Raw genomic sequence first — 14984 nt, forward strand, 5'->3', positions numbered from 1 at the left:
CCCGCGTTGCGCGCAGCCGGTACAGCGGGCACGGACGGCGAAGACGTCGTTCCCGCGGCAACCGCCGCGCGCGCGGCACCGGCCATGCAGACGGCCGCCGCACCGGTCGGGACCGCGACCGTCACGCGTACCGCCGCACGGCCGCCGCAGCACGGCGACCGCCTCGGGCTGACGATGCATCCGCTGACCGACGACGAACGGCGATCGACCGGCTTGCCCGTCGGCATGATGGTCGACGCGGTGCGCGGCCCGGCGGCGCGTGCGGGCATCGAGCCGGGCGACGTCGTGCTCGAACTGAACGACACGCTGCTCGAATCGCCGGCCGACGTGCCGGCGCTCGAGGCGAACGGCGGCGACGTCATCGCGGTGCTGATCCAGCGCAACCACGCACGCCGGTTCGTGTCGGTGCGCATGCGATAGCGCGTTGACGGCGGCCGCCGCGCCTGTCTACCATCATCGCGTGCAGCGTCGCGCAGCGCCGATCCGGCCTGCGCGACCCGTTCGACTGCCGCTTCCCGCGCACGCACCCGCCGATCGCGGCTCTGTGTGCGCCGCATCCCCGTCTTCCCGATTCGATCGGGATTTTCTGGTGTTTGCGCACGGCCTCGCGCGCGTGTGCGGAGGGCATTCGCTTGCAATCGAATCCGTTCGGTCCGGCCACCGGCGCGCCCGCGCGCACGACGCTGATGCTGCTGTGTGCGTTCTCGGTGCTGCCGCTGAGTCTGTTCCTGCCGTCGCTGCCGGCCATCGCGCGCGACCTGCGTGCGGACTATGCGCTCGTCGGGCTCGCGATCGGCGGCTACGCGGCACTCGCCGCATCGCTCGAATTGCTGATGGGGCCGCTATCGGACCGCTTCGGGCGGCGCCCGATCGTGCTGACGAGCGTCGGCGTGTTCACGCTCGGCGCAATCGGCTGCGCGCTGGCGACCGACATCCGCACGTTTCTCGCGTGCCGGTTGATGCAGGCCGCGATCACGTCGGTGTATCCGGTCTCGATGGCGACGATCCGCGACGCCGCCGGCGGCGGCCGCGCGGCGAGCCGGATCGGTTATGCGGCGATGGCGGCCGCGTTCGCGCCGATGATCGGCCCGACGCTCGGCGGCGCGCTCGAACAGGCGGCCGGCTGGCGCGCGAACTTCTGGCTACTCGGCGCCGTCGGCGTCGCACTGTGCGCGTGGTGTATGTTAGATTTCGCCGAAACCCATACGAACCGGTCGCCGACGCTCGCCCACCAGTTCCGCGCGTATCCGGCGCTGCTCCGCGCGCGCCGCTTCTGGGCGTATGTGCTGTGCATGGCGTTTTCGACCGGTACGTTCTACGCGTTCCTCGCCGGCGCGCCGCTCGCGGCCCGCGCGGTGTTCGCGATCGCGCCGGCCGAACTCGGCGTCTGCATGGGGACGATCACGGCCGGTTTCGTATGCGGCAGCTTTCTTGCGGGCCGCGTCGCGCATCGCTATCCGCTCGCGACGACGATTCTGTATGGCCGCATCGTCGCGTGCGCGGGGCCACTGATCGCCCTGGCGCTCCAGGTCGGCGGCGCAACGCATGCGGCTGCGTGGTTCGGGCCGTGCGTGCTGGTCGGGCTCGGCAACGGGTTCACGAACCCCGGCGCGCATGCGGGCGCGCTGTCGGTGCGACCGGAGCTGTCCGGGAGCGCGTCCGGGCTTGCCGGCGCGATGACGATCGCGGGCGGCGCTGCGCTGTCGTCGTTGACGAGCGCGGTCGTGACGCCGCGTAATGCCGCCTATGCGCCGCTTGCAATGATGCTGCTGTCCGCGGCGGCGGCGCTGCTCGCCGCGTGCTGTGTGCGGTCGTTCGATGCGCGCGACGCGGCCGGCGCAGATGCGATCGCGGCGGAGTGACGCCGCTTGGCAGGTGACGACGCTTGCCGATTTCCGCGTGAGGCGCTTCAAGGGCGAAAGCCGCAGCCGCATGCGGTTGTTGCTTCGGCCTCGTCGCCCGCCGCGTGCCGTGCGCGCGTTCGATGTGCGCGACACAGCCAGCGCGAACGCAATCGCGCCGTACTTGAAACACGTCCGGAAGGGTGCCGCGGTATGCCCCGCAATCGGCTACGCACACGCCGCGGCAAGTTCATTGCGCACGCAACCGATTCGCATCGGCGACGTGCGTGCACAGCGCTTAAGGCTTCACGCCGACCGTGAACTCGAATGTCGCGACGCCGTCGACGCCGCCCGTCACGCGATCGCCCGGCTGCAGCGCGCCGACGCCGGCCGGCGTGCCGGTGAAGATCAGGTCGCCGGCCTTCAGCTCGACCGAGCGCGACACATAGGCGATCACGTCCGGGATGCCCCAGATCATGTCGGCGAGATCGCCTTGCTGGCGCGTGTCGCCGTTCACCGCGAGCCAGATTCGGCCGGTCGCCGGATGACCGATCGCCGATGCGGGGCGCAATGCAGTCACGGGGCCCGACGCGTCGAAGCCTTTTGCCCAGTCCCACGGACGGCTCAGCTTCTTCGCTTCGGCCTGCAGGTCGCGGCGCGTCAGGTCGACGCCGACGCCGTAGCCCCACACGTGCGACAGCGCGTTCGCGGGGTCGATCGACCGGCCGCCGGTGCCGATCGCGACGACCAGCTCGATTTCGTGATGCAGGTCCTGCGTCAGCGGCGGATACGGCACCGTGCCGCGCGCGGGCACGATCGCGTCGGCGGGCTTCATGAAGAAGAACGGCGGTTCGCGGTCGGGATCGGCGCCCATTTCGCGCGCGTGATCCGCATAGTTGCGGCCGACGCAGAATACGCGGCGCAGCGGAAAGCGCGCGGACGACTGATCGACTTCGACGGAAGGACGCTCGGGAGCGTCGATGACGGTTTCGGACATCGGATGGCCTCGTTCGACAGAAAGACGGACAGCGGCGCGCGCGACGCGCGGGCCGGCATGCCTGAACGATACCCGAGCCGCGCGCGACCGGATGCGACGCATTTGCGGTTTACCGGGACAAAACTACGCGCGCGGGGCGGGGAGCGGAAACCAGGAAGTGGAAAGCGGGCGGTGAAAGGCGGAAAGCGAAAGGCGGAAAGCGAAAGGCGGAAAGCGCGAAAGGCGAAAGGCGGAAAGCGCGAAAGCGGCAGGCCAATGGTGACCGGCGAGTGGCGACCCGCGAAAGGCGCAAGTCAGAAAATCAAAATCGCCGAACAGCACGCGACATGCGGCAACCGCACCGATCGCCCGCCCGCGGTCCGAGACTCGCCGCCACCCGCCGACCGCCCCGCCAACCCCGCACCACTAACGCGTTGGCCGCTCACGCGTCGTCGTCGACCGGCAGCGCCGCGTTCGCATCGCGGTACGCCTTCGGCGACACCCCGACACGCGCGCGAAACCGCCGCGCGAAATAGCCTTCGTCGCGAAACCCGACCGAGCGCGCGATGTCGGCGATGCGTCGGCTCGTATGCGCGAGCAGCGACTGCGCGAGCGCGATCCGGCGTTCGGTCACGAGATCGGTAAACGTGCTGCCGGTTTCCTTGCGGATCAGATGCGCAAGGTAGTTCGGCGACAGGAACGCCGCTTCCGCGGTCGCCGCGAGCGTCAGATCCTCGCGCGTCAGGTTCGCGCGCACGTGGCGCAGCACGCGTGCGAGCGCATCGCGCCGGCCCGCGCGCTGTGCGCCGCGCTGCGCGAGCTTGTCGAGCGCACCGGCGTACTGCGTGCAGACGAGGCCGATCAGCTGCAGCAGGTAGCCGCGCAGCAGCGTCGTCGAGCCGAACGTGCGCGCGCGGTCCGCGTCGATCATGCACAGCGCGAGGCGGCGCGCCTCGTCGAACGTGTCGCCGGTCAGGATGAAATCGAGATGCTCCTGGAAGCGGAACGGCGTCAGTTCGGGAAAACGGTGCGCGGGCACGTCCTCGAGATCGAGCGGATCGACGTCGAGATCCGCGCGCAGGAACGCCTGACTGAAGTTGATCACGATGAAGTGCGCGCCTTCCGGATGCGGAATCAGATGCTCGCGATACGGCAGCACGAACGCGAGCGCGCCGCGCGGAAACGGCCGCGTGACGCCGCCGATCCGCTGCTCGGTGTCGCCGCCGAGATTGAACTGGATCTGGAAATACGCGTGCCGGTGCGGCTCGGTGATCGCCTGCCGCGACGCCTGATCGCGGATGTAGAAATCGAGCCGGTCGCTGCGTTCGGGCATCCCGTACAGGCGCGGCGGGGCGGGGGAGGACATGACGGATTCTGCGGTTCGTGACGCTGTGGAGCCGCGATGGTACAGCGAACCGCGCGTGGCCGGAATCCGCGCGGCCCGCGCTCAGCCGGCGACGAGCGGCGCGACGCGCCGCCGCAGCTCCGGCATGACTTCGGCGTCGAACCACGGATGATGCTTGAACCACGCCTGATTGCGCGGCGAAGGATGGGGCAGCGGCAGTACGTCGGGACCGTAGTCGCGCCATGCGGCGACGGTATCGGTCAGCGTCGGCTTGCGCGTGTCGCGCAGGAAATGCCGCTGCGCGTACTGGCCGATCAGCAGCGTCAGCCGGATCGACGGCAGCTCGGCGAGCAGCCGCTCGAGCCACAGCGGCGCGCATTCGGCACGCGGCGGATTGTCGCCGCTCGCACCGCGGCCGGGATAGCAGAAGCCCATCGGCACGATCGCGAAGCGCGTGTCGTCGTAGAACGTGTCGGCGTCGACGCCGAGCCAGTCGCGCAGCCGCTTGCCGCTCGCGTCGTCCCATGGAATGCCGCTCGCATGGACCCGCGCGCCGGGCGCCTGGCCGACGATCAGAATGCGCGCATCGCGGTGCGCGCGCACGACGGGGCGCGGGCCGAGCGGCAGGTCGGCTTCGCATGCGCGGCAGGCGCGGATTTCGGTGAGCAGCACGTCGAGCGGCGTGCGCGATCGTTTCGGCATCGGTTCGGATCGGGGGACGGAGCGGGCGGTACGGCGTCGTCCCGAACGGCGGCGGCGCGTGCCAGCCGTGGCGGGCCTGCACTTGCGCGACGACGCGCGTGAGGCCGCGCCCCCATGCCGGCTTGCCGGCGCGCGGTGCAGCGCGTTCGGCGCGTTCGGCGCATCACGCGCCGGTCGTGCCGCGTTCGGCGACCGCAGCATCATACAACGCGGTCTGCGCGATCGCCGCGGCGATGCCCGCGTCGTCGTGCGGCCCATCGAGCATGCCCCAGCGCCGGTATTGCGCGAGGAACCAGCGGCCGTCGCGCGGATCGGGCCGGTTGACCGCGCCGCCGTCGTGGAAGCGGATCGGCAGCGGCGGCTGCGCGAACGGCCCCGCTCCGTAGTCGCCGAGCAGGCGCGGTGCGATCAGCCGGGCCGGCACGCCGAGCGCGTCCGGCGACGCGAGCCAGTCGGCCGCTTCGCGGCGGTGCGCGGCGCTGTCGAGCCAGGCGCACGCGTCGACGAGCGTGCGGATCAGCGCGCGCGACGTCGCCGGATAGAGCGCGACGAAATCGCGCCGGCTCGCGAGCACCTTCTCCGGATGGTCGGGCCAGATCTCGCTGGTGACGGCGACCGTGCGGCCCGCGCCGCACGCATCGGCCACGGCATGCCAGGGCTCGCCGGCGCAAAAGCCGTCGAGTTCGCCGCCGGCGAGCGCGGCGACCATCTCGGGCGGTGGAATCACGACGCTGCGCACGTCGTGCAGCGGATCGACGTCGTGCGACGCGAGCCAGGCGTTCAGCCACATCGCGTGCGTGCCGGTCGGGAACGTCTGCGCGAGCAGCGGCTTGCGGCCGAGCGTCGCGAACGCGTCGCGCACGCTGCCGTGCGCGCGATAGGCGTCGGCGAGCGTGCGCGACAACGTGATGGCCTGACCGTTGCGGTTCAGCACCATCAGCGCGGCCATGTCGGCCTGCGGGCCGCCGATGCCGAGCTGCAGCCCGCACACGAGCCCATACAGCGTATGCGCGGCGTCGAGCTCGCCGCTCAGCAGCTTGTCGCGCACGGCGGCCCACGACGGCTCGCGGCTCAGTTCGAGCGTGAGGCCGTGCGCCGCGCCGAGCTTCAGGCGCTGCGCGACGATCAGCGGTGCCGCGTCGCTGAGCGCGACGAAGCCGATGCGGAGATGGCAGCGTTCGGGCGCTGCGGGGGGCGAAGTATTCATGACGAGGAAGACGAAGGTGACGCATCGAGCAGTTGGCGCGCGACGTCGACGATGCGCAGCCCCTGATCCATCGCGCGCTTGCGCAGCGTCGCGTATGCGTCGTGCTCGGACAGCCTGCGCTGATCCATCAGCAGGCGCTTCGCGCGGTCGATCAGCTTGCGCTCCGCGAGCTCGCGCTCGACGTCGGCGAGCCGGCGACGCAGCGCATCGTCGTGCGAGAAGCGCGCGAGCGCGACTTCGAGGATCGGCGCGAGCCGCTCGGCCGACAGCCCTTCGACGAGATACGCGCTGACGCCCGCGCCCACGGCCGCGCGGATCAGCGCCTGATCCGCGTCGTGACTGAACATCACGACCGGACGCGGCGCGGTCGCGTGCATCACCGCGAGCTGTTCGAGCGTGTCGCGCGACGGAGAATCGGTATCGATGATCACGACGTCGGGACGCTGCTCCTCGACGGCGGCGGGCAGACGCGCGGGCGTCGCGACGTCGGCGAGCATGTCGTAGCCGCGCTGCGCGAGCGCCGTGCGCAGTTCGCCGATCGGTTTGTCGGTGTCGGTAACGAGCAGCACGCGCAAGCGGCCGGACAGAACGGGCGAGCTCATTGCACGAACGGGAACGGTTGCGGATCGATGGCGGACGGAATCGGACACGCGACGACGTATCGCCGTCGCGTGCCGCAGCCAGCCCGCACGCGGGGTTCGACGAGAGGCGGGATGACGCCGCGCATGCTACGCGGCCCGCGACAGGGCGGCGGCACGATCGGCATCGAGCGCGAGCGCGCCCGCTTCGCCGATCGCCGCGCCGACGAGAATCACGGCGGGGCTGCCGAGCCCTGCCGCTTCGACGCCGTCGGCCAGCGCGCCGAGCGTGCCGATCCAGCGCCGTTCGGCAGGCGTGCCGGCCCACTGCACGGCCGCGGCGGGCGTCGACGCGGGCAATGCGGCGAGCAGCCCGGCGGCGATCCGCTCGATGCGGCTCATTCCCATATAGATCGCGAGCGTCGTGCCGGTCGCCGCGAGTTGCGCCCAGTCGGGCTCGCCGTGATCCTGCCGATGCGCGGTCACGAACGTGACGCCCTGGCAATGCTCGCGGTGCGTCAGCGACACGCCAAGGCTCGCGGCGGCCGCGAAGCCCGAGGAGATGCCGTTCACGATCTCGACCGGAATCGCGGCGGCGCGCAGCGTCGCGAGTTCTTCGCCGGCGCGGCCGAACAGCAATGCATCGCCGCCTTTTACGCGCACGACGTGCGCGCCGCGCAACGCGTAGCGGCGCATCAGCCGCTCGATGAACGCCTGCGGCGTCGAGCGGCAGCCGCCGCGTTTGCCGACGCGCACGACGCGTGCATGCGGCGCGAGTTCGACGATGCGCGCGTCGACGAGATCGTCGAGCAGCAGCACGTCGGCGGCCGCCAGCGCTTTCACGGCCTTCAGCGTGAGGAGATCGAGATCGCCGGGCCCGGCGCCCAGCAGCGTGACTTTTCCAGTCGTCATGTCGTATTCCATCGCCGCCCGGGCGGGCGGTCGTTTAACGCGGTCATTGCGGCAGCGTCGGCAGCCGATATGACGGCCGCACCCGGCGATGCCGCGCACGCAACGGACGCCGTTGTCCCGATTTGCCCGTCCGCATCGACGGGCCGCTCGTTCCGACACTGCACATCGGCGTCGTTGCCGATGTCCGCTCTCGATTCAGCAATATCCGGGCCAACCGGTATCGCGCGCATCGCGCTCGGCGGCGCTAGCGTGCGGTGCGCGTGCAGGGCCGCGCGATGCGAGCCGACGCGACGCCGCATCGACGTGCATCGTTGGCGGCTGCCGCGCACCGCGATGTCGCACGGCTTCAGTGCTGCATCGCACCACATCTGTGCCTTGCTGCGTCGGCGTGCGTCGTCGAGGCGGCCGCCGCGCGCATGGTCCGATGCCGCGCGCGCCTTGCGCGGCGGGCGTTGCGGCGCGCTGGCCGCGTCATTGGCACGGCGCTTGCGTAACAGCGTCCGGGCGGATCAACGGCGATCCGGCTCGCAGTACCGAATACCGACGCGCCCGGCAACGGGCTTCATGGGCAACGGCGTCCTACGCACCGGCTCTCGACAAACGAGACCGTGTGCGCAGGACGCCGTTTTTCGTTTGGCGGATGACATGACCGACAAAGCTACCCGTATCGATCTCTTCAGCCTCCGCACCGCGCCGATGCGCGCGTTCCATCTGACGTGGATGGCGTTCTTCGTCTGCTTCTTCGCGTGGTTCGCGTGCGCGCCGTTGATGCCGCTGATCGCACGTGAATTCCATCTGAGCGCCGCACAGGTCGCGAACATTAACATCGCCGCCGTCGCCGCGACCATTGCGGTGCGGCTGGTGGTCGGCCCGCTGTGCGACCGCTTCGGTCCGCGCCGCGTCTACGTCGGCCTGCTCGTGCTCGGCGCGATTCCGGTGTTCGCGGTGTCGTTCACGCACGACTACCTGTCGTTCCTGATCTGCCGGCTCGGGATCGGCGCGATCGGCGCGGGCTTCGTGATCACGCAGTACCACACGTCGGTGATGTTCGCGCCGAACGTCGTCGGCACCGCGAATGCGACCACGGCCGGCTGGGGCAACGCGGGCGCCGGCGCGACGCAGGCACTGATGCCGCTGCTCGTCGCGGCCGGCCTGATGCTCGGCCTCGGCGACGATTCGGCATGGCGCGCCGCGCTCGTCGTGCCCGGCATCGCGATGCTCGCGATGGCATGGGCGTACTGGCGCTATGCGCAGGACTGCCCGCAAGGCGACTTCATCGCGCTGCGCAAAGCGGGCGTGACGATCGACAGCGGCAAGAAGGGCGGCTGGGCGAGCTTCTTTACCGCGTGCGCGAACTATCGCGTGTGGATGCTGTTCGTCACGTACGGCGCGTGCTTCGGCGTCGAAGTGTTCATCCACAACATCGCCGCGCTGTACTACGTCGATCACTTCCATCTGTCGCTGAAGGATGCGGGCCTCGCGGCCGGCCTGTTCGGGCTGCTCGCGCTGTTTGCGCGCGCACTCGGCGGCTGGCTGTCGGACAAGGTCGCCGCGCGCCGCAGCCTCGACGTGCGTGCGACGCTGCTCTGCGCGCTGATCGTCGGCGAAGGACTCGGACTGATCTGGTTCTCGCATGCCCAGAGCGTCGGCATCGCGCTCGTCGCGATGCTGACCTTCGGCCTGTTCACGCACATGGCGTGCGGCGCGACCTATGCGCTCGTGCCGTTCATCGACCGCAAGGCGCTCGGCGGCGTCGCCGGGATCGTCGGTGCGGGCGGCAACGTGGGCGCGGTCGCCGCGAGCTTCCTGCTGAAGGGCGTCGGCGACGTGCAGCACGCGCTGAGCCTGCTCGGACTCGCCGTCACGGCAACTGCGCTGTGCGCGATGGCTGTGCGCTTTAGCGAAGAACACAAGGCGCGCGAGGCCGAGCTGCGCGACCGCGCACTCGCTGCCGCGAACGCCGCGAACTGATCGACCGAAGGAAACGCCATCATGAAACTCATCGTCATCGGCCACGGGATGGTCGGCCACAAGCTCCTCGAATGCGTCGCCGCCGAAACCGCGGCGGTGCAGGCGACCGTGCTCGCCGAGGAGCCGCGTCCGGCTTACGATCGCGTGCATCTGTCCGAGTTCTTCGCGGGCAAATCGGCGGACGACCTCTCGCTCGTCGAGCCCGGCTTCTTCGCGCGCCATCCGCAGTTCGACCTGCGGCTCAATGCGCGCGTCGTGTCGATCGACCGCGCCGCACACACGGTCACGCTCGCGTCGGGCGACACGCTCGCGTACGACAAGCTCGTGCTCGCGACAGGTTCGCGCCCGTTCGTGCCGCCGGTGCCCGGCCACGATCGCGCGGACTGTTTCGTGTACCGGACGATCGAGGATCTCGAAGCGATGCAGGCGTGCGGCGCGCGCGCGAAGCGCGGCGTCGTGGTCGGCGGCGGTTTGCTCGGCCTCGAATGCGCGAAGGCGCTGCGCGACATGGGGCTCGATACGCACGTCGTCGAATTCGCGCCGCGGCTGATGGCTGTGCAGGTCGACGACGGCGGCGGCCGCATGCTGCGCGCGAAGATCGAAGCGCTCGGCGTGACGGTCCATACCGGCAAGAACACGCTCGAGATCGTCGACGGCGAGGAGGGTACGCATCGCATGGTGTTCGCGGACGGCACGCATCTCGACACCGACATGATCGTGTTCTCGGCCGGCATCCGTGCACGCGACGAACTGGCGCGCGCCTGCGGGCTCGAGATCGGCCCGCGCGGCGGCGTCGCGATCGACGACGCGTGCCGTACGAGCGATGCCGACATCTACGCGATCGGCGAATGCGCGGCGTGGAACGGCACCGTGTACGGGCTCGTCGCGCCCGGCTACGACATGGCGCGCGTGGTCGCGAAGCAGCTCGCGGGCCGCACCGGCGAAACCGCCGTGTTTGCGGGCGCCGACATGAGCACGAAGCTGAAGCTGATGGGCGTCGACGTCGCGAGCATCGGCGACGCGCACGGCACGACGGCCGGCAGCCGCACCTATCAGTACGCGGACGAGCGTCGGCAGATCTACAAGAAGCTCGTCGTGTCCGACTGCGGCAAGTTCCTGCACGGCGCCGTCATGGTGGGCGACGCGACCGAATACGGCACGCTGCTGCAGATGATGCTGAACCGCATCGAGCTGCCCGAGCAGCCCGAATTCCTGATCCTGCCGTCGTCGGACGGCGCGGCGAAACCTGCGCTCGGCGTCGACGCGCTGCCCGCGGGCGCGCAGATCTGCTCGTGCAACAACGTGTCGAAGTCGCAGATCTGCGCGGCAGTGAACGACGGCGCGACGAGTCTCGGCGCGCTGAAGTCGTGCACGGGCGCCGGCACGTCGTGCGGCGGCTGCGTGCCGCTCGTCACGCAGATCATGAAGGCCGAGATGAAGAAGCAAGGGCTCGCCGTCAACAACCATCTGTGCGAGCACTTTGCGTATTCGCGGCAGGAGTTGTTCCATCTGGTGCGCGTCGAGCGGATCCGGACCTTCGACGAACTGCTCGCGAAGCACGGCCGCGGGCTCGGCTGCGACGTCTGCAAGCCGGCGATCGCAGGCATTCTCGCGTCGTGCTTCAACGAATTCGTGCTGAAGAAGGAGCATGCGGGGCTGCAGGATTCGAACGACTACTACCTCGCGAACATCCAGCGCGACGGCACGTATTCGGTCGTGCCGCGCATGCCGGGCGGCGAGGTCACGCCCGAAGGGCTGATCGCCGTCGGGCAGGTCGCGAAGAAGTACGGGCTGTACACGAAGATCACCGGCGGCCAGCGCGTGGACCTGTTCGGCGCGCGCGTCGAGCAGCTGCCGTCGATCTGGGAAGAGCTGATCGCGGCCGGCTTCGAATCGGGGCACGCGTACGGCAAGGCCGTGCGCACCGTGAAGTCGTGCGTCGGCTCGACGTGGTGCCGCTACGGCGTCGACGATTCGGTCGGGCTCGCGATCGACATCGAGAACCGCTACAAGGGCTTGCGCGCGCCGCACAAGATCAAGTTCGGCGTGTCGGGCTGCACGCGCGAATGCGCGGAAGCGCAGGGCAAGGACGTCGGCATCATCGCGACCGAGAAGGGCTGGAACCTGTACGTCTGCGGCAACGGCGGGATGAAGCCGCGGCATGCGGAGCTGCTCGCCGCCGATCTCGATCGCGACACGCTGATCCGCTATATCGACCGCTTCCTGATGTTCTACGTGCGCACCGCCGACCGGCTGCAGCGCACCAGCGTGTGGCGCGACAACCTCGAAGGCGGCCTCGACTACCTGATCGACGTCGTCGTGCACGACCGGCTCGGCATCGCGGCCGAACTCGAGGCCGACATGCAGCACGTCGTCGACACGTACGAGTGCGAGTGGAAGAAGGCCGTCAACGATCCCGACACGCGCCGCCGCTTCCGCCATTTCGTCAACAGCGATGCGCCGGACACGACCATCGCGTTCGTCGAAACGCGCGGCCAGATCCGGCCCGCCACGCGCGAGGAACGCGTCGGCGGCAAACGCGTCGCGATCCCGGTCGTCGCGGCGGAGCGGGTTGCCGAATCCGAAACCGTCTGATCCGTGCCACCGTCATCTTCAAGGAGAGTCCGATGAACGATCGTCTTCCGCTGTCCTGGACGCGCGTCTGCGCACTCGACGACATCGTGCCGAACACCGGCGTCTGCGCCCTCGTCAACGGCGAACAGGTCGCCGTCTTCCACGTCGCGCACGGCGACGGCGGCGTGTACGCGATCGACAACGTCGATCCGGTCTCGCGCGCGGCCGTGATGTCGCGCGGGCTGATCGGCAGCCTCGGCGAGCGCGTGGTGGTCGCCTCGCCGCTGTACAAGCACCACTTCGACCTGCGCACCGGCGAATGCGTCGAAGCGCCCGAGCAGTCGGTCAACGCGTATCCGTCGCGCGTCGAGGACGGCTACGTGTGGGTCGCGGCCTGACCATCGCGGAGCGCGCATGACCGCCACCAGCGTGAAGAGCGTATGCCCGTACTGCGGCGTCGGCTGCGGGATGGTGCTGCACGTCGAGGACGGCGAGGTCGTCAAGGTCTCGGGCGACCCCGATCATCCGGCCAACTTCGGGCGGCTTTGCACGAAGGGCTCGTCGGCGCACGTCCCGCTACGCCGCTCCGGGCGGCTCGACCGCGCATTCGTGCGGCGTGCGCGCGACGAAGATCACGTGCCGCTGCCGGTGCGCGACGCGATCGCGGAAACCGCGCGCCGCCTGCGCGCGGTGCTCGACACGCACGGCCCGGACGCGCTGTCGTTCTACGTATCGGGGCAGCTGTCGATCGAGGCGCAGTACCTCGTGAACAAGCTCGCGAAGGGCTTCGTGCGCACCAACAACATCGAGTCGAATTCGCGGCTCTGCATGGCGAGCGCGAGCACCGGCTACAAGCAGTCGCTCGGCGCGGACGGCCCGCCGGGCTCGTACCAGGACTTCGATCGCGCGAACCTGTTCTTCGTGATCGGCGCGAACATGGCCGACTGTCATCCGATCCTGTTCCTGCGCATGATGGATCGCGTGAAGGCCGGCGCGAAGCTGATCGTCGTCGATCCGCGCCGCACGGGCACCGCCGACAAGGCCGATCTGTTCCTGCAGATCCGGCCCGGCACCGATCTCGCGCTGATGAACGGGCTGCTCCATCTGCTGCACGCGAACGGCCGCATCGATCGCGCGTTCATCGGCGAATTCACCGAAGGCTGGGACGCGATGCCCGCGTTTCTCGCGGACTACACGCCCGAGCGCGTCGCCGCGATCACGGGCCTCGCGGAAGCCGACATCCGCACGGCCGCGCAGTGGATCGGCGACGCGCCGGAGTGGACGAGCTGCTGGACGATGGGGCTCAACCAGAGCACGCATGGCGTCTGGAACACGAACGCGATCTGCAATCTGCATCTCGCGACAGGCCGCATCTGCCGGCCCGGCAGCGGCCCGTTCTCGCTGACGGGCCAGCCCAACGCGATGGGCGGCCGCGAGATGGGCTACATGGGCCCCGGGCTGCCGGGCCAGCGTTCGACGCTGTCGGAAGCGGACCGCCGGTTCGTCGAGGATCTGTGGCGCGTGCCGCACGGCACGCTGCGCGCGGAGGCGGGCGGCGGCACCGTCGACCTGTTCGCGCGGATGCAGGCCGGCGACGTGAAGGCGTGCTGGATCATCTGCACCAACCCGGTCGCGACCGTGCCGAATCGCCAGAACGTGATCGCCGCGCTGCAGGCCGCCGAGCTCGTGATCGCGCAGGATGCGTTTCTCGATACCGAAACGAACCGCTACGCGGACATCCTGCTGCCCGGTGCGCTGTGGGCCGAGGGCGACGGCGTGATGGTGAACTCGGAACGCAACATGACGCTGATGCGGCAGGCGATCGCGCCGCCCGGCGATGCGCTGCCCGACTGGCGGATCGTCGCCGAGGTCGCGCGCGCGATGGGCTTCGAGGACGCGTTCGACTACGCGTCGGCGGCCGACGTGTTCGACGAGATCGTGCGCTTTTCGAATCCGGCGACCGGCTACGACCTGCGCGGCGCGAGCCACGCGGTGCTGCGCGAAGGGCCCGTGCAATGGCCCGTCGCGCCCGGCACGGCGCGCGAGCGCCATCCGCTGCGCTATCTGAACGACGGCGTGAGTCAGACGCTGCGCACCGCACACGCGGCCGAAGGCGAGGGCGATGCCGCGCGCACGCCGCGTCTCGCGTTTCCGACACCGTCCGGCAAGGCGCGCTTTTTCGCTCGGCCGCACGTCGCGCCGGCCGAACTGCCCGACGATACGTTCCCGATCGTGCTGAACACCGGCCGGCTGCAGCACCAGTGGCACACGATGACGAAGACCGGCAAGGTCGCGATGCTGAACAAGCTCAATGCGCGGCCGTTCGTCGAGCTGCACCCCGACGACGCGCGTGCGCTCGGCGTGCGTGCGAAGGACGGTGTCGAAATTCGTTCGGCGCGCGGGCGCGCGGTGCTGCCGGCCGTCGTGACCGAGCGCGTCCAGCGCGGCCAGTGCTTCGCGCCGATGCACTGGAACGACGTGTACGGCGACGACCTCTGCATCAACGCGGTTACGCACGACGCGATCGACGCCGAATCGCAGCAGCCGGAACTGAAATACTGCGCGGTCGCGCTGCGCCGCGTCGACACCGGCGCGTTCGCGGCTGAGCCCGAGGCGATGCAACGGGCCGACGCCGACGCGGTCGGCAGCGCGCCGGCGACGCCGCCGGTGCCGGCCGCCGCTACCCAGGAATTCGACATGGCAGACATCGATGCATTCGCGGCCGCGCTCGGCGTGGCCGATTTCGCGCCGCCGCCGTTGACCGACGCGGAGCGGTCGTACGTGGCCGGCCTCGTCAGCGGGCTGAAGGCGAGCGCGGGCCGCCGCGAAGGCGGCGTGCCGGTGCTGCCCGCGCTGGCGCCGCTCGCGCCGCCGGTGC

The 14984-nt window shown here is 70.0% G+C and carries 12 protein-coding genes; 6 read left to right on the plus strand and 6 right to left on the minus strand.

The features are described 5' to 3' along the window. Together HMPREF3115_RS08360 and HMPREF3115_RS08365 are read left to right on the plus strand one after the other, a co-directional pair. A partial coding sequence (locus tag HMPREF3115_RS08360) for a PDZ domain-containing protein (protein ID WP_141751656.1) occupies positions 1 to 420 on the plus strand: 420 nt, incomplete at its 5' end. 173 nt (positions 421 to 593) lie between these two features. After that, entirely contained in the window at positions 594 to 1862 is a 1269-nt protein-coding gene (locus HMPREF3115_RS08365; protein ID WP_070554068.1) for an MFS transporter, read from the plus strand. Between the two features lie 277 nt (positions 1863 to 2139). On the opposite strand, the gene HMPREF3115_RS08370 is transcribed toward HMPREF3115_RS08365, so the two are convergent. The 6 genes from HMPREF3115_RS08370 to cobA form a co-directional block, all read right to left on the minus strand. Further along, a complete protein-coding gene (locus HMPREF3115_RS08370) occupies positions 2140 to 2838 on the minus strand; it encodes a fumarylacetoacetate hydrolase family protein (protein WP_006403438.1) in 699 nt (232 codons plus the stop codon). A gap of 421 nt (positions 2839 to 3259) precedes the next feature. Next, entirely contained in the window at positions 3260 to 4183 is a 924-nt protein-coding gene (locus HMPREF3115_RS08375; RefSeq protein WP_012216927.1) for a helix-turn-helix transcriptional regulator, read from the minus strand. An 81-nt stretch (positions 4184 to 4264) separates the two neighbouring features. Next, the gene (locus HMPREF3115_RS08380; RefSeq protein WP_070554070.1) at positions 4265 to 4864 is read right to left on the minus strand and encodes a uracil-DNA glycosylase family protein; all 600 of its coding nucleotides are present in this window, start codon (positions 4862 to 4864) and stop codon (positions 4265 to 4267) included. A 163-nt stretch (positions 4865 to 5027) separates the two neighbouring features. Further along, positions 5028 to 6071 carry a CmpA/NrtA family ABC transporter substrate-binding protein gene (locus HMPREF3115_RS08385; RefSeq protein WP_006403439.1) on the minus strand — a complete coding sequence of 348 codons (1044 nt, stop codon included), beginning with the start codon at positions 6069 to 6071 and terminating at the stop codon, positions 5028 to 5030. Further along, positions 6068 to 6673 carry an ANTAR domain-containing response regulator gene (locus HMPREF3115_RS08390; RefSeq protein ID WP_006396953.1) on the minus strand — a complete coding sequence of 202 codons (606 nt, stop codon included), beginning with the start codon at positions 6671 to 6673 and terminating at the stop codon, positions 6068 to 6070. Before HMPREF3115_RS08390 ends, HMPREF3115_RS08385 begins: the two co-directional genes overlap by 4 nt. Before the next feature lie 126 nt (positions 6674 to 6799). Next, entirely contained in the window at positions 6800 to 7561 is a 762-nt protein-coding gene (cobA, locus tag HMPREF3115_RS08395) for a uroporphyrinogen-III C-methyltransferase (protein WP_006403441.1), read from the minus strand. A 645-nt stretch (positions 7562 to 8206) separates the two neighbouring features. Here cobA and HMPREF3115_RS08400 point away from each other — a divergent pair. The 4 genes from HMPREF3115_RS08400 to HMPREF3115_RS08415 all read left to right on the plus strand — a co-directional run. Further along, on the plus strand, positions 8207 to 9532 hold the full coding sequence (locus HMPREF3115_RS08400; RefSeq protein ID WP_070554072.1) for an MFS transporter: 1326 nt from the start codon (positions 8207 to 8209) through the stop codon (positions 9530 to 9532). A gap of 21 nt (positions 9533 to 9553) precedes the next feature. Then, on the plus strand, positions 9554 to 12127 hold the full coding sequence (nirB, locus tag HMPREF3115_RS08405; protein ID WP_070554073.1) for a nitrite reductase large subunit NirB: 2574 nt from the start codon (positions 9554 to 9556) through the stop codon (positions 12125 to 12127). Between the two features lie 32 nt (positions 12128 to 12159). Further along, on the plus strand, positions 12160 to 12504 hold the full coding sequence (gene nirD, locus HMPREF3115_RS08410; RefSeq protein ID WP_006403445.1) for a nitrite reductase small subunit NirD: 345 nt from the start codon (positions 12160 to 12162) through the stop codon (positions 12502 to 12504). Between the two features lie 16 nt (positions 12505 to 12520). After that, positions 12521 to 14984 (plus strand): molybdopterin oxidoreductase family protein (locus HMPREF3115_RS08415; RefSeq protein WP_141751657.1); only part of this gene is annotated, 2464 nt, incomplete at its 3' end.

The sequence above is a fragment of the Burkholderia sp. HMSC10F09 genome (genome assembly GCF_001806955.1).
Taxonomy (GTDB): domain Bacteria; phylum Pseudomonadota; class Gammaproteobacteria; order Burkholderiales; family Burkholderiaceae; genus Burkholderia; species Burkholderia multivorans.